At 73.5% G+C, this 21,113-nt stretch carries 20 protein-coding genes and 1 pseudogene; 10 read left to right on the forward strand and 11 right to left on the reverse strand.

The features are described 5' to 3' along the window. Window positions 1-189: 189 nt before the first annotated feature. A complete protein-coding gene (locus AQI95_RS14190) occupies window positions 190-1,314 on the reverse strand; it encodes a PLP-dependent cysteine synthase family protein (RefSeq protein ID WP_067122313.1) in 1,125 nt (374 codons plus the stop codon). A 372-nt stretch (window positions 1,315-1,686) separates the two neighbouring features. Between AQI95_RS14190 and AQI95_RS14195 the strand changes: the two genes are divergently transcribed. Together AQI95_RS14195 and AQI95_RS48960 are read left to right on the forward strand one after the other, a co-directional pair. After that, a complete protein-coding gene (locus AQI95_RS14195; protein ID WP_067122317.1) occupies window positions 1,687-2,010 on the forward strand; it encodes a hypothetical protein in 324 nt (107 codons plus the stop codon). Window positions 2,011-2,262: 252 nt separating this feature from the next. Beyond that, window positions 2,263-2,802, forward strand: a pseudogene (locus AQI95_RS48960) (ATP-binding protein); the annotation flags it as partial. 355 nt (window positions 2,803-3,157) lie between these two features. Here the strand turns inward: AQI95_RS48960 and AQI95_RS14205 are convergent. The 3 genes from AQI95_RS14205 to AQI95_RS14215 are packed head-to-tail and all read right to left on the reverse strand — an operon-like array spanning window position 3,158 to window position 6,752. Further along, window positions 3,158-5,719, reverse strand: a complete 2,562-nt coding sequence (locus AQI95_RS14205) for an ABC transporter permease (RefSeq protein ID WP_067122323.1) — start codon at window positions 5,717-5,719, stop codon at window positions 3,158-3,160. After that, a complete protein-coding gene (locus tag AQI95_RS14210; protein WP_067122325.1) occupies window positions 5,716-6,465 on the reverse strand; it encodes an ABC transporter ATP-binding protein in 750 nt (249 codons plus the stop codon). The genes AQI95_RS14205 and AQI95_RS14210 overlap by 4 nt, the downstream gene beginning before the upstream one ends. Beyond that, complete coding sequence (locus AQI95_RS14215) at window positions 6,462-6,752, reverse strand: SHOCT domain-containing protein (protein WP_067122328.1); 291 nt, start codon at window positions 6,750-6,752, stop codon at window positions 6,462-6,464. The genes AQI95_RS14210 and AQI95_RS14215 overlap by 4 nt, the downstream gene beginning before the upstream one ends. A gap of 220 nt (window positions 6,753-6,972) precedes the next feature. On the opposite strand from AQI95_RS14215, the gene AQI95_RS14220 reads away from it, so the two are divergent. Genes AQI95_RS14220 through AQI95_RS14230 form a run of 3 tightly spaced genes read left to right on the forward strand, consistent with a single transcriptional unit; the run spans window position 6,973 to window position 9,051 of the window. Next, window positions 6,973-7,545: a TetR/AcrR family transcriptional regulator gene (locus tag AQI95_RS14220; protein WP_244188739.1), complete on the forward strand. Its 573-nt coding sequence runs from the start codon at window positions 6,973-6,975 to the stop codon at window positions 7,543-7,545. A gap of 22 nt (window positions 7,546-7,567) precedes the next feature. Continuing rightward, window positions 7,568-8,146: a DUF4865 family protein gene (locus tag AQI95_RS14225; RefSeq protein WP_067122333.1), complete on the forward strand. Its 579-nt coding sequence runs from the start codon at window positions 7,568-7,570 to the stop codon at window positions 8,144-8,146. Then, complete coding sequence (locus AQI95_RS14230) at window positions 8,143-9,051, forward strand: phosphotriesterase family protein (RefSeq protein ID WP_067123104.1); 909 nt, start codon at window positions 8,143-8,145, stop codon at window positions 9,049-9,051. The genes AQI95_RS14225 and AQI95_RS14230 overlap by 4 nt, the downstream gene beginning before the upstream one ends. A gap of 362 nt (window positions 9,052-9,413) precedes the next feature. On the opposite strand, the gene AQI95_RS14235 is transcribed toward AQI95_RS14230, so the two are convergent. Genes AQI95_RS14235 through AQI95_RS14245 form a run of 3 tightly spaced genes read right to left on the reverse strand, consistent with a single transcriptional unit; the run spans window position 9,414 to window position 12,074 of the window. Next, window positions 9,414-10,139, reverse strand: a complete 726-nt coding sequence (locus tag AQI95_RS14235) for an NUDIX hydrolase (RefSeq protein WP_244188740.1) — start codon at window positions 10,137-10,139, stop codon at window positions 9,414-9,416. Beyond that, entirely contained in the window at window positions 10,136-11,374 is a 1,239-nt protein-coding gene (locus AQI95_RS14240; protein WP_067122336.1) for an ROK family protein, read from the reverse strand. The genes AQI95_RS14235 and AQI95_RS14240 overlap by 4 nt, the downstream gene beginning before the upstream one ends. A 55-nt stretch (window positions 11,375-11,429) precedes the next feature. Continuing rightward, window positions 11,430-12,074 carry an alpha-ketoglutarate-dependent dioxygenase AlkB family protein gene (locus AQI95_RS14245; RefSeq protein WP_067123109.1) on the reverse strand — a complete coding sequence of 215 codons (645 nt, stop codon included), beginning with the start codon at window positions 12,072-12,074 and terminating at the stop codon, window positions 11,430-11,432. 80 nt (window positions 12,075-12,154) lie between these two features. Between AQI95_RS14245 and AQI95_RS14250 the strand changes: the two genes are divergently transcribed. Further along, window positions 12,155-13,288 (forward strand): methyltransferase, encoded by a 1,134-nt coding sequence (locus AQI95_RS14250; RefSeq protein ID WP_067122339.1) that lies wholly within the window; start codon window positions 12,155-12,157, stop codon window positions 13,286-13,288. On the opposite strand, the gene AQI95_RS14255 is transcribed toward AQI95_RS14250, so the two are convergent. Together AQI95_RS14255 and AQI95_RS14260 are read right to left on the reverse strand one after the other, a co-directional pair. After that, window positions 13,285-14,160, reverse strand: coding sequence for a class II fructose-bisphosphate aldolase (locus AQI95_RS14255; RefSeq protein ID WP_067122342.1), 876 nt, complete (start codon window positions 14,158-14,160; stop codon window positions 13,285-13,287). The two genes, AQI95_RS14250 and AQI95_RS14255, sit on opposite strands and share 4 nt — an antisense overlap. 46 nt (window positions 14,161-14,206) lie before the next feature. Next, window positions 14,207-15,088 (reverse strand): SIS domain-containing protein, encoded by an 882-nt coding sequence (locus tag AQI95_RS14260; RefSeq protein WP_067122345.1) that lies wholly within the window; start codon window positions 15,086-15,088, stop codon window positions 14,207-14,209. A gap of 189 nt (window positions 15,089-15,277) precedes the next feature. On the opposite strand from AQI95_RS14260, the gene AQI95_RS14265 reads away from it, so the two are divergent. Beyond that, window positions 15,278-16,057, forward strand: a complete 780-nt coding sequence (locus tag AQI95_RS14265; RefSeq protein WP_067122348.1) for a DeoR/GlpR family DNA-binding transcription regulator — start codon at window positions 15,278-15,280, stop codon at window positions 16,055-16,057. A 69-nt stretch (window positions 16,058-16,126) separates the two neighbouring features. Here the strand turns inward: AQI95_RS14265 and AQI95_RS14270 are convergent, their stop codons facing one another. Further along, the gene (locus tag AQI95_RS14270) at window positions 16,127-16,522 is read right to left on the reverse strand and encodes a luciferase domain-containing protein (RefSeq protein ID WP_159056519.1); all 396 of its coding nucleotides are present in this window, start codon (window positions 16,520-16,522) and stop codon (window positions 16,127-16,129) included. A 595-nt stretch (window positions 16,523-17,117) separates the two neighbouring features. Between AQI95_RS14270 and AQI95_RS14275 the strand changes: the two genes are divergently transcribed. After that, window positions 17,118-18,296 carry an MFS transporter gene (locus AQI95_RS14275; protein WP_067122351.1) on the forward strand — a complete coding sequence of 393 codons (1,179 nt, stop codon included), beginning with the start codon at window positions 17,118-17,120 and terminating at the stop codon, window positions 18,294-18,296. 24 nt (window positions 18,297-18,320) lie between these two features. Next, the gene (locus tag AQI95_RS14280) at window positions 18,321-19,061 is read left to right on the forward strand and encodes a maleylpyruvate isomerase family mycothiol-dependent enzyme (protein ID WP_067122354.1); all 741 of its coding nucleotides are present in this window, start codon (window positions 18,321-18,323) and stop codon (window positions 19,059-19,061) included. 47 nt (window positions 19,062-19,108) lie between these two features. Here the strand turns inward: AQI95_RS14280 and AQI95_RS49820 are convergent, their stop codons facing one another. Continuing rightward, entirely contained in the window at window positions 19,109-19,507 is a 399-nt protein-coding gene (locus AQI95_RS49820) for a MarR family winged helix-turn-helix transcriptional regulator (RefSeq protein WP_067123115.1), read from the reverse strand. An 85-nt stretch (window positions 19,508-19,592) separates the two neighbouring features. Here AQI95_RS49820 and AQI95_RS14290 point away from each other — a divergent pair, with 85 nt between their 5' ends. Further along, window positions 19,593-21,095, forward strand: a complete 1,503-nt coding sequence (locus AQI95_RS14290; protein ID WP_067122357.1) for an MFS transporter — start codon at window positions 19,593-19,595, stop codon at window positions 21,093-21,095. Window positions 21,096-21,113 lie beyond the last annotated feature (18 nt).

Raw genomic sequence — 21,113 nt, forward strand, 5'->3', positions numbered from 1 at the left:
GATGGTGCTTCTGAGACTGTCCCCCCGGCGCGCAAGGTGACACGCCGTCAGCCCACTGAAAAGTGGGATGATCTTATCAGTCGCTCAGACACAACCAGCTTGACGAGAAGGCCGATTGAGACGTCACCAAACCCACACAGCCCCGTCACCCGCCCGTTGGGCGACGGCTGCCGTGGGAGCGGGACCGGCTCAGTCCCGCCACACACCCGTGGCCAGGAACGAGTCGATCGCCGCGGCGTACGGCGTGATGTCCAGACCCTGCTCCACGAGCCAGCTGTCGGAGTAGTACTTGTCGAGGTAGCGGTCGCCCGGGTCGCAGAGCAGGGTGACGACACTGCCCCGGCGGCCCTCCGCCACCATCTCGGAGACGATCTTCAGCGCGCTCCACAGTCCGGTGCCCGTGGAGCCGCCCGCCTTGCGGCCGATGGCCCCCTCCAGGGCGCGTACGGCGGCGACACTGGCCGCGTCCGGCACCTTCATCATCCGGTCGATCGCACCGGGCACGAAGCTCGGCTCCATGCGCGGCCGGCCGATGCCCTCGATCCGGGAGCCGCAGTCGCAGGTGACGTCCGGATCGCCGGCGGTCCAGCCCTCGAAGAAGCAGGAGTTGTCCGGGTCGGCGACGCAGATACGGGTGTCGTACTGCATGTAGTGCACATAGCGGGCGAGGGTCGCGGAGGTGCCGCCGGTGCCCGCCGTGGCGACGATCCAGGCCGGCTCCGGGAACCGCTCCAACTCCAGCTGGCGGAAGATGGATTCGGCGATGTTGTTGTTGCCGCGCCAGTCGGTGGCCCGCTCGGCGTAGGTGAACTGGTCCATGTAGTGGCCGCCGGTCTCCACCGCGAGGCGGGCGGACTCCTCGTACATCTTCCGGGAGTCGTCCACGAAGTGGCACTGTCCGCCATGGAACTCGATGAGGCGGCACTTCTCGGCGCTCGTCGTGCGCGGCATGACCGCGATGAAGGGCACGCCGATCAGCTTGGCGAAGTAGGCCTCGGAGACGGCGGTGGAGCCGCTGGACGCCTCGATCACCGGGCGGCCGGGCCGGATCCAGCCATTGCAGAGGCCGTAGAGGAACAGGGAGCGGGCGAGGCGGTGCTTGAGGCTCCCGGTGGGGTGCGTCGACTCGTCCTTCAGGTAGAGGTCGATGCCCCAGTGCTCGGGCAGCGGGAAGCGCAGCAGGTGCGTGTCCGCCGATCGATTGACATCGGCCTGAACCTTTCGGACGGCCTCTTTCAGCCAGTCACGGTAGGCGGCGTCGCTGCGGTCGACGTCGAGGGTGGCGCCGGTACTGGTCTGGCGGGTGGTGCTCACGGCGGTGCTCCTTACGCTCGGCGCCGACGACGCCCCACGCGGCCGGCACCTTGAGCATAGGCATCTTTCACACCGCTTCCCACCTGCATAAACGCATCTTTGAGCCGCCCAAAGCCGCACTGGGGCCCAGGTGCATGAAGCATCCGGGGGCGCATTTGGCGGGAGTGCTCCGGCGGGCCGGCGCGGGCACTCCGCGTGCACTGGTGCTCCCGGCCGCATCGGGGCAGACTGCACGCGACGGGACGATCGTCCCCAGGGGCGGCGCGGCGCGCGTGCGCGCCGGACGCCGCGAGGCGGACGGGAGTCGTCGCACAGGCCCCGACGGGGCGCACACTGGATCGCGCGAGCACACGGGCGAGGGGGCGGCGAGAAATGGCGGAGCCGGAGTTCACAGCCACGGGCGTGCGGATCGGCAAGCGGCTGCGTTCGCTCACCCGCGCCGGTCAGGTCCGGATCAACGACGGCAGGGTGGAGTTGCTCACCAGCTACGGCAGCGAGATCGACAGCGCCCCGGTGCAGGCGGTGCGCGCGTCCAAGCCGTGGTTCGGGCCGGACGGCAAGGCGTTGGCCGACATCAACGGCAAGCGGTACCAGCTGACGCTGGGTGAGCAGGACCCCGCTCCGGGCGAGCCGGGGCCGCCCGCGGCACGGCGGTTCATCGAGGCGGTGCGCCGGGCCGCGAAGCGCGGCGACTGAGAAACAGCCGGTCGCCGGCCGGCATCACCCCGGTGGCGTACTCCGAGCAGCGGACCGTCGCGGCGAGTTGCGGGAGCGCATCCACTGCGTCACGCTGGTCACACGTCACTCTGGGTTTACCGGCGATAACGCTGCGAACCAGCCCGCCGGCCACGACAGCAGGCGGGCGTTTGGACGCAAGCACCCTGCTGGATCCGTTGTTCTCCGTGTTCTTCCGGTCCGTTCGGACCTCTACATCGGGGAGTCGCAGCCGTGATCGGTCACCCGAGCAGGCACTGCACGGTGGAGCTCCAAGCCCTGCCGTCGCGGATCGGCCAGGTCCGCAGAATCGTATCTGCGCAGTTGCGCTACTGGAATATGGACCCGTTGATAGACCGGGCCGCGCTCGGTGTGACGGAGCTGCTGAGCAATGTGCACCGGCATGCCAGGCCCGACAAGTCGTGCACGGTCGAGCTGGAGCTGGCGCCGGACCGGCTCACGGTCTCGGTGCGCGACCACGATCCCCGGCTGCCGGTGCTGGCCGACGCCGCGCGCTCGCCGGACGCCGCGCCGCTCGCCACCTGCGGGCGGGGGCTGGTGATGGTGGCCGCCGTGAGCGAGAGCTGGGGCGCCCGGCCGGACGGTGAGAACGGCAAGGTCGTGTGGTTCACGCTGTCCGCGCCGGCGGTACGGCCCCACCCGGCGCATGCGCCGCGCCGCACGGCTGAGCCACGGCCGGCGACGCGGTCCGCGCCGGTGCGATCCGCGGTGCCCGCGGCGACCTCGGCACCCGTGCCGGCCGCGGCTCCGGTACCGGTCGCGGCTCCGGTCCCCGTGGCGACGCCCGTCGGCGCGGGTGCTGCCGCGGCGAGCGCGGCGCCGACGCCGGTCGCGAGCGTGGCGGGCACTGCCGTGGCGAGCGCGTCGGGCGTTCCCGTGGCGAGCGTGGCGGGGGTTCCCGTGGCGAGCGTGTCCGGCGCCACCGCCCTCGCCGTGACGGGGGCCAAGACTCCCGCCCGGTCGGCCGTTTCCGGCTGACCGGGCGGTGACGGCCTTCTCTCGGGACTGACCGGGCGCCCGCGCAAGGGGCCGCGTGCGGGTCCGCCGTGGCCGGTCGCGCGTCGCCCCGCGCCCTGGGTGGATGCGGCCGGGCGCGAGCCGTCAGCGGTCACTCCATGGCGATGGCGCGCAGGACGTCCAGACGGGCCGCGCGGCGGGCCGGGCGGAGGCCCGCCAGGGCGCCCGCGGTGAGGCCGACGAGGGCCACCGCCGCGAGCCGGACGGGCGGGAGGGCGAAGGCGAACGCGGTGTCGCTCGCGCCGTCGGAGGCCTTCACCAGGACCCAGCCGAGGAAGGTGCCGAGTCCGAGCCCGCCCACCGTGCCGAACGCGGCGACCAGGACCGACTCCCAGCGGACCATGGCCCGCAGCTGCGCGCGGGTCTGGCCGACGGCACGCAACAGGCCCAGCTCCCGGGTGCGTTCGTGCAGCGCGAGGGTCAGCGTGTTCGCGATGCCGAGCAGGGCGATGACCACCGCGAGGGCGAGCAGCGCGTAGACGAGGGTGAGCATCATGTCGATGCCGCCGGCCGACGACTGCGCGTACTCGTCGCGGGTCTGCACCTCGGGGTTGCCGTACCGGGCGGCGACCGTCCGCACCGCCGCCTTGCCCGCGTCGGCATTCACCCCGCGCCGGAAGGTGACGGCGATCATGGTGTCCGCGTCCTGGGTGCGGTGCGGTGCCCACGCGGCGCGGGTGATGACGTAGTCGCCCACGAGTTCCGAGGAGCCGTACACGGCCCGGACGGTGAACCTCTCGCTCTTGCCGTCGGTGAAGGTGAGGCGGGCGGTGTCACCGGTGCGCAGATGCCGCCGGTCGGCCTCCGCCCGGGTGAGGGCGATGCCGTCGTCGCCGAGGCCGCGCAGCGAGCCGGTGACCGTGCCGAGGTCGAAGGTGCGGGCGAGCGCGACCGGATCGGTGACGGTCAACGCGCGCCCGCTCCCGTCGACTTCGGCGACCCCGCGGCCGAGCCCCACGGCCGTGTCCACCTGGGGCAGCCGTTGCAGGGCGGGGGCGAGCCGGGGGCTGAGCCCGCTGCCGCCCGCCCCGAAGGACGGGCTGCTGACGGCGACGTCACCGGCGAAGGACCGGGACACCGTCCGGTCCATGGTGGCCTTCAGCGAGGCGCCGAAGACGGTGAACAGCGACACGACGGCCACGCCGATCATGAGCGCGCTCGCGGTGGCCGCAGTCCGCTTCGGGCTGCGCAGGGCGTTGCGCCGGGCGAGGGAGCCGGTGACACCGCGCAACCGGCCAAGCGGGCCGCCGAGCAGTCGTACGGCCGCAGTGGCGGCGACCGGGCCGAGGACGACGAAGGCCGCCAGGGCGAGCAGTGCGCCGAGTCCCGCGAGCCATACGGACGGGGTGACGAACACGCCGGCGAGGGTCGCGGCGAGTGCGAGCGCGCCGAGGGCGATGCCGGCGAGGGCACGCGCGCGGGAGCCGCCCGAGGTGTCGACGGCCGTCTCGCGGAGAGCGGCGAGGGGTGCGGTCCGTCCCGCGCGCCGGGCCGGCAGGAGCGCGGAGCCCAGGCAGACCGCGATCCCCACGGCGAGCGGGAGCACCAGCGACAGGGTCTTGATCACCAAGTCGCCCTCGGGGAAGGGGAACCCGATCGCCGGGAACAGCGCCTGGAGGCCGGCGGCGATGCCGATGCCGCCCGCGAGTCCGGTGAGGGAGGCGGTGAGCGCGACCAGGCAGGCCTCGGCGAGCGCGGCGGCGGTCACCTGGCCGCGGGCGGCACCGAGGGCCCGCAGCAGGGCGTTGTCGCGGGTGCGCTGGGCGACCACGATGGCGAACGTGTTGTGGATGGAGAACGTGGCGACGAGCAGGGCCACGCCGGAGAACACGAGCAGGAAGGTGGTGAAGAGGGTCAGGAACTGGCTGGAGATCATGTCGGTGTCCTCCTGGGCCGACTGCCGGCCGGTGACGGCCTCGACCCCCTTGGGCAGCACGGGGGTCAGCCGCCGGACCAGGTCCTGCTGGTTCACCCCGGGTCCGGCCCGCACCACGACGGACGACGCCTGGCCGGGCCGCGCGGTGAGGTACTTCTCGGCGTCGGCCCGGGTCATGCCGGTGAACGTCACCTGGGCCATCCCGTCCTGGTCGCCGAAGGTGGCGAGGCCGACGACGGTGTCCTTCACCGGGTCCGGGGTGCGCAGGGTGGTGGTGTCACCGATCCTCAGCCCGCCCTTCTTCGCGGCTCCCCGGTTCACGACGACCTCGCCCGGCCTGGCGGGCGCGCGGCCTTCGGCGAGCCGGTACGGGTTGAGGCGGGGGTCGGTGATCCAGTTGCCGGCGAGGGTCGGCGGTCCCTGGCCGCCGACGGGTCGGCCGTCGGAGCCGACGAGCTGGCCGGCGCCCTGGATGTCCGGGGCGGCGAACGCCACGCCCGGGACCCGCTCGATGGTCTTCAGCAGCGAGAGGTCCACCGGCCGCCGTACGCCCTGGGCCTCGCCGGGTGTGGTGATGGCGTCGGCGCCGCGCACGACGGCGTCGGTGCCGCTGGTGGCCTCGCCGAACATGCTGGCGAAGCTCGCGCGCAGCGTGTCGCCCATGACGAGGGTGCCGGTCAGGAAGGCGACGCCGAGGAACACGGCGAGGAAGGTGCCGGCGAAGCGGCGCCGGTGGGCGCGCAGGGAGGTGAGGCCGATCCGGAGCGAGGCGTTCATGTGCGCACCTCGAAGGCCTTCATACGGTCCAGGACCCGGTCCGCGGTCGGTGACTCCATGCGGTCGACCAGCCGTCCGTCGGCGAGGAAGAGCACCTCGTCGGCGTGGGCGGCGGCCACGGGGTCGTGCGTCACCATGACGACCGTACGGTCCATCTGCCGTACGGCCCGGCCCAGCAGGCCGAGAACCTCCGCGCCGGAGCGGGAGTCGAGGTTTCCGGTCGGCTCGTCGGCGAAGACCACGTCGGGCCGTCCGGCGAACGCCCGTGCCACGGCGACACGTTGCTGTTGGCCGCCGGAGAGTTCCGCGGGCCGGTGGTGGAGCCGGTCGCGCAGTCCGACGACGTCGACGAGTGTGTCGATCCACTCCTGGTCGCCGCGCCGGCCGGCCAGGTCCAGGGGCAGGGTGATGTTCTCCGCGACGGTCAGCGTCGGCACCAGGTTGAACGCCTGGAAGACGAAGCCGACCCGGTCGCGGCGGAGCAGGGTCAGACGCCGGTCGTCCAGCGCGCCGAGTTCGGTCTCGCCGATCCAGACGGCACCGGAGGTGAGCGTGTCGAGTCCGGCCGCGCAGTGCATGAGGGTGGACTTGCCTGAGCCCGAGGGGCCCATGATCGCCGTGAAGCGTCCGGCGGGAAAGGCGACGTCGACGCCGTCCAGGGCGTGTACGGCGGTGTCGCCACCGCCGTACACCTTCACCGCGCCGGCCACGCGGGCCGCGGCCCGCGGTGCGGTCGTCGTGGTCATGCCGCGCCTCGCTTGCCGGCGCGGCCGAACTGCTCCTCCAGGACGGACAGCCGGCGCCAGTACTCGTCCTCGTCGATCTCGCCGGAGGCGAAGCGGCGGCCGAGGACCGCGAGCGGCGAGTCGCCCGCGGGGCGTGCGCCGTCCATCTGCCGCCAGGGGCCGCCGCGCCCGCGCCAGGCGGTGCGGCGCAGGACGGTGACGGCGCCGGCCACCACGGCCGCCCAGATCAGCGGGAAGAACAGGATCCACGGGCCGGGTCCGCCGTCCCAGTTCGCCAAGGTCTGCATCTCGGGTCATCTCCGTTGTCGTCCGTTGTCGTCCGTCGTCCCGGTCTTCGGGATGCCACGAGACTCCCTCCGGCGGGGGGTCCGGGTCGTCGTGCGGCCGGCGGCAGTGCGGCTACCTCCCGGGGAGTACGGCGCGGGGGGCGCACTGCTCCGCACGGACCGGCGCGCCGGCGAATCGACGATCTGGCGAACTGTAACTACTAGTATGTACAGTGACGGCATGAGCACCCCGGAACGACTGATCGAGTCCACCCGTGAGCTGCTGTGGGAGCGCGGGTACGTGGGCACGAGCCCCAAGGCGATCCTGGAGCGCGCCGGCGCGGGCCAGGGCAGCATGTACCACCACTTCAAGGGCAAGCCGGACCTCGCACTGGCGGCGATCCGGCGGACCGCCGAGGAACTGCGCGCTGCCGCCGAGCGGGTCCTGGGCGGGCCGGGCACGCCGTACGAGCGCATCGAGGCGTATCTGCTGCGCGAGCGCGACGTGCTGCGCGGCTGCCCGATCGGCCGGCTGACCATGGACCCGGACGTGATCGCCAGCGACGAGCTGCGCGCACCGGTGGACGAGACGATCGCGTGGATCCGCGGGCGCATCGCGGAGATCGTCGAAGAGGGCAAGCGGCAGGGGCAGTTCACGTCGGAGCTGGACGGCGAGGAGATCGGCGCGGCCGTCCTCGCGACCGTCCAGGGCGGCTACGTCCTCGCCCGTGCCGCGGGCTCCCCCGCCGCGTTCGACGCGGGCGTCCGCGGCCTGCTGTCCCTTCTCGCACCCCGGACGCCCGACCCCTCCTGAGACCCGAGAGAGGAATCGCGAGATGCACGCGATGCAGTACGAGTTCACCCTGCCCGCGGACTACGACATGGGCGTCATCCGCTCCCGTGTGGCCCGCGTCGGGCATCTGCTGGACGACTGGGACGGCCTCGGCGTCAAGGCGTACCTGCTCCGCGAGCGCGGGGTGAACGGCTCACCGGTGAACCAGTACGGGCCGTTCTACCTCTGGAACACGGTGGCGGGCATGAACGGCTTCCTGTGGGGCGGGGCCTTCCAGGGCCCCGTCGACGACTTCGGGCGGCCGGCGGTACGGCAGTGGACCGGCCTCGCCTTCGAGGAGGGCACCGCGACCGCGCCCGCGTACGCGGTGCGGCGGCGCCGACCGGTGCCGGAGGGCGTGGAGTTGGCGGCCTTCATGGCGGACGCGGCGGCCGAGACGGAGCGGCTCGCGGCCGAGGACGGCGCGGTGCTGGCGGCCGCCGCCGTGGACACGCGCGCGTGGGAGCTGGTCCACTTCTCGCTCTGGGAGCAGGACACGCCCAAGGTCGACGGGGACGTGTACCAGGTGCTGCACCTGTCCGCGCCCGGCCGGGACCGGCTTTCGCCCGGACGGCAGTGGTGAGCCGCGTCCGCACGGTCCTCGGCGACATCCGGCCCGAGGAGCTGGGCGTGTGCGACGCGCACGACCATCTCTTCCTGCGCAGCGTGCAGTTGCCGGGCCGGGAACTGGACGACGCGCCGGCGGCGCGCGCCGAACTGGCCGCGTTCCGGGCGGCGGGCGGAGCGGCCGTCGTGCAGTGGACGCCGTACGGCATGGGGCGGCGGGCGGCGGACCTGCCGGAGCTGTCCCGGACCACGGGTGTGCGGCTGGTGTGCGCCACGGGGCTGCACCAGGCCGCGCACTACGCGCGGGACGCGCTCGACACGCTGCGCGGCCGACTGGCCGAGGTGTTCGTGTCCGAGCTGACCGAGGGCATCGGTACGACCGGGGTGCGGGCCGGTCTGATCAAGGTGGCGGGCGGCTTCCACGCGCTCGACGCGCACGCCCGTTGGACCATGACGGCGGCGGCCGAGGCGCACCACGCCACCGGCGCGCCCGTCGCCGTGCACCTGGAGCAGGGCACCGGGGCGCTGGACGTGCTCGACCTGCTGTGCGGCGCGTTGGGGGTGCCCGGCGACCGGGTGATCCTGGGCCATCTGAACCGCTTCCCCGACCCGGTGGTGCAGCGGGAGGCCGCCGCCTCGGGCTGCTGGCTGGCCTTCGACGGGCCCTCCCGCGCCCATCACGCCACGGACTGGCGGATGCCGGAGGCGCTGGGGGCCCTGGCGGACGCCGGGTTCGGTGACCGGCTGCTGCTCGGCGGGGACACGGTGGTCGCCGGCGCCCGCTCGGTGGACGGCGGGCCGGGGATGCCCTACCTGCTGCGTCGGGTGCGGCCCCGGCTGGTGGAGGCATTGGGTGCCGAGCTGGTGGACCGTGTCCTCATGGACCATCCGGGGCGGGCGTTCGCGGTGGACTGGGTGTGAGCGGGCCGCGGCGAGGCCGTCCGCAGCCGCCGGGTCGGCGGTGTGCGCGAGGGTGACCGCGTGCCGGACGCTGCTGCCGGAGCCGCTGAGGCCGGCCCGGCCGGGCGGAGCGAGGTGGACGTGGCTGTGGCGGGTGTGCCGGCGTGGTTGCCGGATCCGCCGGCGGGGCGGGCGGTCACCAATGGGGGCCGGTGGCCGCCCGCGACCGCCCGGACCGGGACCTCACGGGCCCGTTCGTACGGTCGCACGCGCGGTCGGCTGCCGACCGCGGGCCTGCGAACCGGGCGGCCGTGAGCGCCTGTTGGCGCCCATCGTCCTCGGCCGCGGCAGGGGGCTGGTGCCGCGGCCGGTGGCGGGCCCGATCAGGCGCCGTTGAAACGGCGTACGACCGGCCGCAGATAGTCGACGTGGGGGCCCTCGAGCCGTTCCAGGTCGGTGGGTGAGGCGATCAGCTCGATCCGGTCCAGCTCGGGGGCGTCGCCCCGGGCGGTCTCCGTCCGGACCAGCCGGGCGTAGCGGTCGTACAACTCCCGTGCGGGGCGCGGCGGGGCGGTGAACAGGACGCCGACGCTGCCGCGACCGCCCCGGGTGGTCAGCCACGGTGTCAGGGCACCCGGCGGGGTGTCGGAGCCGGTCTCCTCGGCCAGTTCACGGGCCGCGTGGGCGCACAGCGCCGTGAGGTCCAGCTCGGCGTCGGCCGCCGGTGGTTCGACGGTTCCGCCGGGCAGCTGCCAGCGGCCCGGCGCCACGGTCCAGGGCGCCATCCGGCCCACGAGCAGGCGCCCTTCGCCCGCCGGCTGGGCCACGGACACGAACAGCGAGGCGTACACGGGAGCGTCGGGCACCCGGCGCAGGGCGTGGTGGCGGTAGGTGGTCCGCGCCCAGTGCAGCACCAGGCCGTCGGCTCCGTCCCGCCGCAGTCCGGTCAGCACGGCCGTCGGACCGTCGAACAGGGCCGGGTTGGCGCGTACCGACTCCTCCCACACCCGGTCCATCGCGGCGCGGTGCCGCCCCGGCAGTTCCGGCAGCGCCGTCTCGACCAGGCGGATGCGCCCGGCGGGCAGGATCTCCACGGCCTCGGCGGTCACCGCAGCGCGCCCAGCGGATCGTCCAGTACCGGCTGCCAGGCCAGTTCGGCCGCTCCGACGAGGCTGTTGTGGTCGAGGGTGCAGGGCAGGATCGGCACTCCGCCGCTCTGGCCCCACAGGCTGCGGTCGGCGACGACGGCGCGCAGCCGGCCGGGGTCGGCGTCCAGCAGGGTGCGGTGCAGGCCGCCGAGGATGATGCGGTCGGGGTTGAGGATGTTGACCAGGCCGGCCAGGCCCAGGCCCAGTCGGTCGATCAGGGCTTCGGCGGCCCTGCGGACGGCCGGGTCGGCGTACTGGGTGCGCAGCAGGTCGTCGGCCTGCTGGAGCAGGGACACCTCGGGGCCCGGCTCGCGGCCGGCCTCGATCAGCAGGGCCAGCGGATCGGCCTCGACGTCCAGACAGCCGCGGCTGCCGCAGAAGCAGGGGCGGCCCTCCGGGTTCACGGTGAGGTGTCCGACCTCCAGCGCGAGGCCCGAACTGCCGGTGTGCAGACGGCCGTCCAGCACCAGGGCGCCGCCCACGCCCCGGTGTCCGGTCGCCACGCACAGCAGGTCCCTGGCCCCCCGGCCGGCGCCGTGCCGGTGCTCGGCGAGCGCGGCGAGATTGACGTCGTTGCCCGTGAAAGCAGGCCCGGTGATGCCGGCCTCGCGTACGCACTCGGTGAAGATCCGCCGGACGGGGGCGCCGACGGGCCAGGCCAGGTGCAGGGGGTTGAGGGCCAGGCCGTCGGGTTCGGCGACGGCGGACGGTACGGCGAGTCCGGCGCCGACGCAGCGGCGGCCGGTCGTGCGCAGCAGTTCCGCGCCCGCCTCGACGACCGAGCCGAGCACCTTGGCCGGGTCGGCGTCGACGGTCTCGCAGCCGGGCGAGGTCGCCACGATCCGCCCGCCGAGGCCGACCAGGGCCGCCCGGAAGCCGTCGGCGTGGACCTGTGCGGCGAGCGCCACCGGGCCGTCCTCGGCGACCTCCAGGCGGTGCGAGGGCCGGCCCTGGGAGCCGGCCTCGGCGGCCGGGCGGGCGTCCACCCGGATCAGCCCGAGCGCCTCCAGCTCGGCGGCGACCGCGCCCGCGGTCGCCCGGGTGACGCCGAGTTCCGCGGTGAGAACGGCGCGGGTCGGCGCCCGGCCCGTGTGCACCAGCTCCAGCGCGGGTCCGAGCGCGCCGCGCCCTCGCTCCAGCCGCGCTCTCGCGGTGGTCCTCTCCCCCGGTGTCCGGGGCTCCGCCTTGCCGCTCATGAGGGCGAGTCTCCCATGATCCGCGCCTGCGGTGGCCTGGGCCTCCTGAGCGGCTCTACAGGCCGCTCACCCGGAGCGTGATGTTCAGCCGTCCGACGAGGCCCAGCCCGGGCGGGGCCGTACCCGGATGTACGCGCGGCACGCCGTGGTGGGCGAACCGGGAGGGTCCGCCGAAGACGAACAGGTCCCCGCTGCGCAGTTCCACGTCGGTGTACGGCTTCGCGCGCGTCTCGGTGTTGCCGAAGCGGAAGACGCAGGTGTCGCCGAGGCTGAGGGAGACGACCGGCGCGTCTGTCCGCTCGTCCGCGTCGCGGTGCATGCCCATGCGGGCGTCGCCGTCGTAGTAGTTGATCAGCGCGATGTCGTACGGGTGCGCCTGCGGAGCGCCGAGCGCGTCGGCGGCGGCGCGGCGGCCCAGCTCGCCGAGCCGGTCCGGGAACGGCTTCACGGGGGCGCCGTCGCCGTCGACGGCGGTGCGGGCGTAGCCGTACGGGTACCAGTGCCGGCCGAGGCAGACCTGCCGGGCGGTCATCGTGCCGCCGCCCGGGGTGCGGACCGTGCGCAGTCCGGCCGGCGGTCGCGCCCACCGCCGGCAGGCGGCGAGCAGATCGCGCTGCCGGGCGGCGTCCAGCCAGTCCGGGACGTGCACGGCGCCCGGCGCGACCTCCGTGCGCTCCCGGGCAAACAGCTCCGCGTCCATGCGCTCCATCGTGCCGCAGGCCCGCCCAACCCTTCCTGAGCTGCGGCTCGGCTAGCCTGGGTGGCACGATGAGCGACCGTATGACGACACCGTGGGGCGAGGTCGAGCTGGCCCGCTTCCCCGAGGATCCGCGCGACCGGCTGCGTGCCTGGGACGCCTCCGACGCGTACCTGCTGCGCCATCTGGCCGAGGAGGGCGTGCCGCTCACCGGCTCGGTCGTGGTGGTCGGTGACCGCTGGGGTGCGCTGGTCACGGCGCTCGCGGAGCACCGGCCGGCGCAGATCACCGACTCCTTCCTGAGCCAGGAGGCGACCCGGGTGAATCTGGTGCGGGCCGGGGTCGAGCCGGGTGCCGTGCGGCTGCTGACGACCCAGGATCCGCCGCCGGAGCGGGTGGACGTGCTGCTGGTGCGGGTGCCGAAGAGCCTGGCGCTGCTGGAGGACCAGCTGCTGCGGCTGGCACCCGCCGTGCACGCGGGCACGGTGGTCGTCGGCACCGGGATGGTGAAGGAGATCCACACCTCCACCCTGCAGCTGTTCGAGCGGATCCTGGGACCGACCCGGACCTCGCTGGCCCGGCAGAAGGCCCGGCTGATCTTCTGCACCCCTGACCCGGCGCTGGAGCGGCCCGCCAACCCGTGGCCGTACAGCTACCCCCTCCCGGACGGTGTCGGGGCGGTCTCGGGGCGCCCGGTCGTCAACCACGCGGGCGTCTTCTGCGCCGACCGCCTGGACATCGGCACCCGCTTCTTCCTGCGGAACCTGCCCGGACCGGGCGCCGACCGCGTGGTGGACCTCGGCTGCGGCAACGGCGTCGTCGGTACGGCCGTGGCGCTGGCGGACCCGTCCGCCGAGGTGCTGTTCGTGGACGAGTCCTTCCAGGCGGTGGCCTCGGCGGAGGCGACGTACAAGGCCAACGGCGTGCCCGGACACGCGGAGTTCCGGGTCGGGGACGGGCTGGCCGGGGTGGCGCCCGGCAGCGTGGACCTCGTCCTGAACAACCCGCCGTTCCACTCCCACCAGGCGACGACCGACGCGACGGCGTGGCGGATGTTCACGGGTGCGAAGCGGGCGCTGCGACCGGGCGGCGAGCTGTGGGTGATCGGGAACCGGCACCTGGGCTACCACGTGAAGCTGAAGCGGTTGTTCGGGAACAGCGAACTGGTCGCCGCCGACCCGAAGTTCGTGGTCCTGCGGGCCGTCAAGAAGGACTAGGGCCGGTCAGGGTACGAGTCGCTCGCGGCGAGCACCCCGATGATCCGCCGCACCTCGTGGGCCATCGCCTCCCGTCCCACGCTGAGGTACTTGCGTGAGTCGACGGCCTCCGGGTGGGCGGCGAGGAACTCCCGGATCGCCGCGGTCATGGCGATGTTGAGGGCGGTGCCGACGTTGACCTTGGCGATGCCGCCGGCGACGGCCGCGACCAGCCCGTCGTCCGGCACGCCGGAGGAGCCGTGCAGGACCAGCGGCACGGCCAGCGCGGCCGACAGCCGTTTGAGCAGGCCGTGGTCGAGGCCGGCGGTGCGGGTGGTCATCGCGTGGACGCTGCCGACGGCGACGGCGAGCGCGTCGGCGCCAGTGCCTGCCACGAAGTCGCGCGCCTGGTCCGGGTCGGTGCGGGCGCCGGGCGCGTGCGCGTCCAGCGCGGGCTTGCCGTCCTTGCCGCCGACCTGGCCCAACTCGGCCTCGATCCACAGCCCCTGGGAGTGGGCCCAGTCGACGGCTGCCCGGGTCGCGGAGAGGTTGTCGGCGTACGGCAGCCGGGCCGCGTCGTACATCACCGAGCTGAATCCGGCGTCGGGCGCCTGGCGCAGCAGGTGGTCGCTCTGCACATGGTCCAGGTGCAGGGCGACGGGGACGGTGGCGCCTTCGGCGGCGGCGACGGCGGCACGGGCCAGTGGCAGGAGCCTGCCGTAGCGGAACTTGACGGCGTTCTCGCTGACCTGGAGGACGACGGGCGCACCGGCCGACTCGGCGCCGGCGATGACGGCTTCGACGTGTTCCAGGGTGATGACGTTGAACGCGGCGACGGCGGATCTGGTGTCGGCGGCTGCGGTGACCAGCTCGCCGGTGGACGCGAGGGGCACGTGAGGTGTCCTTCCTGGACCGGGGTGTCCTTCCGGGGCGCGGGCTTCAGGGGGCCAGGATCACCGAGCGGGTGAGATGGCGCGGCTGGTCGGGGTCGAGTCCGCGGGCGGCGGCGACGGCGACCGCGAGGCGCTGGACGCGGACGAGTTCGGCGAGCGGGTCGAGTCCGCCGTCGATCCACAATCCGCCGGTGGCACGCACCTGGGGAGCGAGCCCTTCGGGTGCCTCGCCGAGCATCCAGGTGGCCGTGCCCTCGGTGGTGATGCTGATGGGGCCGTGCCGGTACTCCATCGCCGGGTACGCCTCGGTCCAGGACAGGGAGGCCTCGCGCATCTTCAGCCCGGCTTCGTTGGCGAGCCCGACGGTCCAGCCGCGCCCGAGGAACGTGAACTGGGTGCAGGCGACGGCTTCTTCGGGAAGAGGAGTACCGAGGGCGGTGCGCGCGTCGGCGACGACGGAGTCGGTGTGCAGGCCGAGATGGGCGCGCAGGAGGGTGAGGGCGGTGGTGGCGAACCGGGTCTGGACGACGGAGCGTTCGTCGGCGAAGTCCAGCGCGACGAGGTCGTCGGCGGCGGCCGTGACCGGGGTGTCCGGATCGCCGGTGACGGCCGTGGTGCGCGTCCGCCCTCGCAACTCGCCCAGCAGTTCCAGCACTTCGGTGGTGGTGCCGGAGCGGGTGAGGGCCACGACCCGGTCGTACGACCGCCCGTACGGGAACTCGGAGGCCGCGAACGCGTCGGTCTCGCCCTGCCCCGCGCCCTCCCGCAGGCCGGCCACCGCCTGCGCCATGAAGTACGAGGTCCCGCATCCCACGATCGCGACCCGCTCCCCCGGCCCCGGCAGCGCGTCCCGGTGCCGCCCCGCCTCCTCGGCGGCCCGTATCCAGCACTCCGGCTGGCTGTTCAGCTCGTCCTCGACATGGGTCATGCCCACACCCTCCCCAGGCTGATTGTTCCTGCAAGATATAGCGAGCTTTCGAGCACAATCAAGCATTTGAGCGGAGAGTGGGTGCGCTAGGGTCGCCGGGGAATCGGAGTGCGGCCGGCGTGCGACCGGGCGGCGATCGAGGGCCGGTCGGAAGACAGTCGCGGACCGGCCGGAGGAACGGAGGTGCGGATGTCCCGGGACGCGCGCTGGAAGGCGCTGCTGGAACTGCTCGTCGAGCGCGGCCGGCTGGAGGTCGAGGAGGCGGCGGCCGAGCTGGAGGTGTCGGCGGCGACGATCCGCCGGGACTTCGACCAGCTCGCCGAGCAGCAGATGCTGGTGCGCACCCGCGGCGGAGCCGTGGTGCACGGGGTGTCGTACGAACTCCCGCTGCGCTACAAGACGGCCCGTCGCGCCTCGGAGAAGCAGCGCATCGCCAAGGCGGTGGCCGAACTCGTGGCCCCCGGCGAGGCGGTGGGGCTGACCGGCGGCACGACCACCACGGAGGTGGCCCGCGCCCTCGCCGTGCGCGGCGACCTGACCTCCGGCTCGCCCGCGCTGACCGTGGTCACCAACGCGCTCAACATCGCCAACGAGCTGGCCGTACGGCCCCAGTTCAAGATCGTGGTGACGGGCGGGGTGGCGCGCCCGCAGTCGTACGAACTCATCGGACCGCTCGCGGACGGGGTGCTCGGGCAGATCACGCTCGACGTGGCCGTGCTCGGTGTGGTCGCCTTCGACGTCACGCACGGCGCGGCGGCGCACGACGAGGCGGAGGCCGCGATCAACCGGCTGCTGTGCGAGCGGGCCGAGCGGGTGGTGGTGGCCGCGGACTCCAGCAAGCTGGGCCAGCGGGCGTTCGCCCGGATCTGCGGCACGGAGCTGGTGAACACGCTCGTGACGGACACGGCGGTGGGCCAGGAGACGGTACGCCGCTTCGAGGAGGCGGGCGTGCGGGTCCTCACGGTGTGACGGCCACCGACTCGGGGGCGACCGCCCCTCGCCGGGCCCGTGCCACGCCGGGCCGCCGCGGGGGTCCGCTCACAAGCCGCTGAGGTCGACCTTCACGAACCCCGCGCCGCGCTGGTCGTTGCAGCCGGCCGGCGGTCTGTCGAGCGGGTCGGGCCAGGCCTGTTGGGCCTTGAGCGCCACGCTCACGAGGGTCAGCAGCAGGTCGACGTCGCTCGCCGCGTCCAGGCGCAGGGTCACCCACTGCGAGCCGGGCACGACTCTGATCGCGTCCGAGTCCTTGAGGTCCTTGGCGAACCGCCGGATCGCCCGGTCGGTCAGCCGCAGATCGACATCGCGGTCCGAGTGGAAGTGGGCGATCTCGCCGTGGGCCGAACTCACCGCCTGCCCCAGGCCGCAGCTCGGGATCGCCCGGTTCAGGTCGGGCCATGTCGCCAATTGCGCGAGCGCGCGCCAGGCCAACGTCATGGGCCCATCATGGACCGCTCACCCGTCGGCAACCAGCTCGTGAACAAGCATTAACCGAGACGTTTCCGACCGCGGCCCGAACACATGCACCGGCGAGGCACCCCGAACGAGTCATGCGCCAGGCCGCGTTGACGCCTCGCCGCGCCTGGAGGGCACAAGTCGTCGCAGGTCAGCCCCATATCTGTCAATCCGCACCGAAACGGCCCCTCGCCGCGGGGCGCCCGGAAGGGTCCGCGGCACAGAAGAGGACCGCTGTCACCGAAGCGAGTGACGCCACGGTTCCGGTTGCCCCGGAGAGTGAACGGCACGAGAACTTCGCGCCGGAGACCGTCCACCGGGACGCCGGCACCGCCCGGCTGCTGCCGCGACCGCCCAAGGGGCGAACGGACACCGGGCCGACCCGGCTCGGCTCTCGTACGTGGCGTGGTGAAGGGTGTCAGCCTTCGCGGTCGGGGAGCACGGCCAGGGCTCGGGAACGCTGCGCGACGAGGTCGTCGTAGGCGCCGTCGGGCACCCTCCCTCCCTTGCCTCGCCGCCACACCCCACCTAGCCTGATTTTGTGCCGCTAATAAACAAACCCCGCTCGCACAGTGTCGTGCCGGGTGACACCCTCGATCTCACCCGCCTCCGGATCGCCCTCACCGCGTTCTTCGCCCTCGACGGCTTCATCTTCGCGGGCTGGGTGGTCCGGATCCCCGCCATCAAGGAGCAGACCCATGCCTCCGCCGGCGATCTGGGGCTGGCCCTGCTCGGTGTCTCCGCCGGTGCCGTCGTCACCATGACCCTCATCGGGCGCCTCTGCCGCCGCTACGGCAGCCATCCGGTCACCGTGGTGTGCGCCGTGCTGCTCTCCCTCAGCGTCAGCCTGCCCCCGCTGACCCACTCCGCGCCCGCCCTCGGCGCCGTACTCCTCCTCTTCGGCGCCGCCTACGGCGGCATCAACGTCGCCTTCAACAGCGCCGCCGTCGATCTGGTGGCCGCGCTGCGGCGGCCGATCATGCCCACGTTCCATGCCGCGTTCAGCCTCGGCGGCATGATCGGCGCCGGCCTCGGCGGACTGGTCGCCGGTGCGCTCTCCCCGACCCGGCATCTGCTCGGCCTCAGTCTGATCGGGCTGCTCGTCACGGCCGTGGCGGGCCGCACCCTGCTGCGGCAGGAACCGCCGGCACCCGCGCACCGGCACCCGTCGTCGCCCGGGGAGGCGGACCGTGCCGCACCCCGGCGGGGCGGTGGCCGTGGACTGGTCGTCATCTTCGGGCTGATCGCACTGTGCACCGCCTACGGCGAAGGCGCCATGGCCGACTGGGGCACGCTCCATCTCCAGCAGGACCTCGCGGCGTCGTCCGGCGTGGCGGCTGCCGGGTACTCGTGCTTCGCGCTGGCCATGACGGTGGGCCGGGCGACCGGCACGACCCTCCTGGAGCGGATCGGCCGGGCCCGCACCGTGATCGCCGGTGGCACCGTCGCGACGGCGGGCATGCTGCTCGGCTCGCTCGCGCCGTCCGTCTGGGCCGCACTGCTCGGTTTCGCCGTCACCGGGCTGGGGCTCGCCAACCTCTTCCCGGTCGCCGTCGAGCGGGCGGGCTCGCTGACCGGGCCGTCCGGCGTGGCCGTCGCCTCGACACTGGGCTACGGCGGCATGCTCCTCGGACCGCCCGCGATCGGGTTCATGGCCGACTGGCTCTCCCTGCCGACCGCACTCACCAGCGTGGCGGCACTGGCCGCGCTCGCCGCGGTCATCGGGGTGGCCACACGGCGGACGCTGGGCGGCTGAGGCCCGGTCCGGCACACTCACCCCATGGACACTGCCGACTTCCTTCAGACCCTGGACCGGGAGGGCCGGTTGCTCGCTACGGCCGCCGCCGCGGCCGGGACCGAGGCCAAGGTGCCCACCTGCCCGCAGTGGCAGGTGCGCGACCTGCTGCGGCACACCGGCGCGGTGCACCGGTGGGCCGCGGCCTTCGTCGCCGACGAGCGGACGGAGCCCCGGCCCCTCGACGAGGCACCGGACCTGGCCGGCGCCGCGCTGGTGGACTGGTACCGGGACAGTCACCGCCTGCTGGTCGACACCCTGGCCGCCGCGCCCGCCGACGTGCGGTGCTGGACCTTCCTCCCGACGCCCGCCCCCTCACCGCTGGCGTTCTGGACACGTCGGCAGGCGCACGAGACGACCATCCACCGCTACGACGCCGAGGTCGCGTCCGGCGGTACGGCGTCCCCCATCGCGCCGGACTTCGCGGTCGACGGCATCGACGAGTTGCTGCGCGGTTTCCACGCCCGCTCCAGGAGTCGCCTGCGCACCCGGGAACCGCGGGTGCTGCGGGTGCGCGCACTGGACGAGGGGGCGGACGCGGTGTGGACCGTACGGCTCACGACGGAACCTCCGGTGACGGTGCGGGAGGCGGGCGAGGACGCCGAGGCCGAACTGTCCGGGAACGCGGAGGAACTGTATCTGGCGCTGTGGAACCGACGGCCCGTGCCGAGCGTGACCGGCGACCGCTCCCTGGCCGCACTGTGGCAGGAGAAGGGCGGAATCTGACACCCGATCGAGAGCTGACACCCCGTCGAGAGCCGACGGATGCTTCGTCAGTCGATGTCGGACAGCATCCTGGCCAGCACCGCGCGCTGCACGGGCCGCACCTCGCCGTGCAGCGCGCGCCCCTTCACGGTGAGCGCCACCCGCACCCCGCGCCGGTCCTCGGGACACATGGCCCGCTCGACCAGGCCGTCCTTCTCCAGGCGGCCGATCAGCCGGGACAGCGCGCTCTGGCTGAGGTGGACGCGCTCGGAGATCTCCTGCACACGGAAGGCGCAGGCGCCGTCCGCCACCGCGTCCTCGGCGAGCAGGTCGAGGACCTCGAAGTCGCTTGCGCACAGGCCGTGTCCGTGCAGTTCCCGGTCCAGCTCGCACTGGGTGCGGGCATGCAGCGCGAGGATCCCCCGCCACTGCTCCACGAGCGCCCGCTCGGACGTGTTCGACGCCATGAGCGCACCGTAGCAGAGAAGCGAGATCATTGCATTGGAATTAATTGCGCTTGCATCTCATGCATGCGCATGTAGTCTCCTCGGCATGACCTCTCCGCTCACCCCTTCCACGGCCCCGTCCCCGGCGGTCCGCTGGACCCCCCGGCTGTGGGGCACCCTGCTGGTGCTCTGCGCGGCGATGTTCCTGGACGCGCTGGACGTGTCGATGGTCGGTGTCGCGCTGCCGTCCATCGGTTCCGACCTCCACCTGTCCACATCGACGCTGCAATGGATCGTCAGCGGCTACATCCTCGGCTACGGCGGCCTGCTCCTCCTCGGCGGCCGTACCGCCGACCTGCTCGGCCGGCGTCAGGTGTTCCTCGTCGCGCTCGGTGTCTTCGCGCTCGCCTCGCTGCTCGGCGGTCTCGTGGACTCGGGTCCGCTGCTGATCGCCAGCCGTTTCGTCAAGGGCCTGAGCGCGGCCTTCACGGCACCGGCCGGCCTGTCGATCATCACCACGACGTTCCCGGAGGGCCCGCTGCGCAACCGTGCCCTGTCCATCTACACCACCTGCGCCGCCACCGGCTTCTCCATGGGCCTGGTGCTCTCGGGCCTGCTCACCGAGGCCAGTTGGCGCCTCACCATGCTGCTGCCCGCGCCGATCGCCCTGATCGCGCTGGTCGCCGGCCTGCGGCTGCTGCCGCGCAGCGCCCGCGAGGAGAACCACGACGGCTACGACATCCCCGGCGCCGTCCTCGGCACGGCGTCGATGCTGCTGCTGGTCTTCACCGTCGTGCAGGCCCCCCAGGCGGGCTGGGCCTCGGCCCGCACGCTGCTGTCCTTCCTCGCCGCCGCGGTGCTGCTGACCGCGTTCGTGCTGGTCGAGCGGCGCTCGCCGAGCCCGCTGATCCGGCTGGGCGTGCTGCGCTCGGGCAGTCAGGTCCGCGCCCAGCTCGGCGCGATCGCCTTCTTCGGCTCGTACGTGGGCTTCCAGTTCCTGACGACGCTGTACATGCAGTCCCTGCTCGGCTGGTCGGCGCTGCACACGGCGCTCGCGTTCCTGCCGGCGGGCGCGCTGGTGGCGGTGTCCTCGACGAAGGTCGGGTCGATCGTCGACCGGTTCGGCACCCCACGGCTGATCGCGCTCGGCTTCGCCTTCATGGTCCTCGGCTACGCGCTGTTCCTGCGCGTCGACCTGGACCCGGTGTACGCGGCGGTGATCCTGCCGTCCATGCTGCTGATCGGCGCGGCCTGCGCGCTGGTCTTCCCGTCGCTCAACATCCAGGCCACCAACGGGGTCGAGGACCACGAGCAGGGCATGGTCTCCGGTCTGCTCAACACCTCGGTGCAGGTGGGCGGTGCGATCTTCCTCGCGGTGGTCACGGCCGTGGTGACCGCGGCGGCTCCCGCGCACACCACCCCGCAGGCCGTCCTCGACAGCTACCGGCCCGGCTTCATGGTCGTCACGGGCGTCGCGGCGGCCGGCCTGCTGATCACCCTCACCGGTCTGCGCAACCGCCGCACCGGCCCGTCCCTCGTGGTCACCGGGTCCACCGTGAAGGAGGCAGAGGCAGAGGCGGAGGCGGAGCGCGTGGCGGTCCGCGACTGAACGGCGGGGCCGGTTGCT

The sequence above is a fragment of the Streptomyces yokosukanensis genome, assembly GCF_001514035.1.
Taxonomy (GTDB): domain Bacteria; phylum Actinomycetota; class Actinomycetes; order Streptomycetales; family Streptomycetaceae; genus Streptomyces; species Streptomyces yokosukanensis.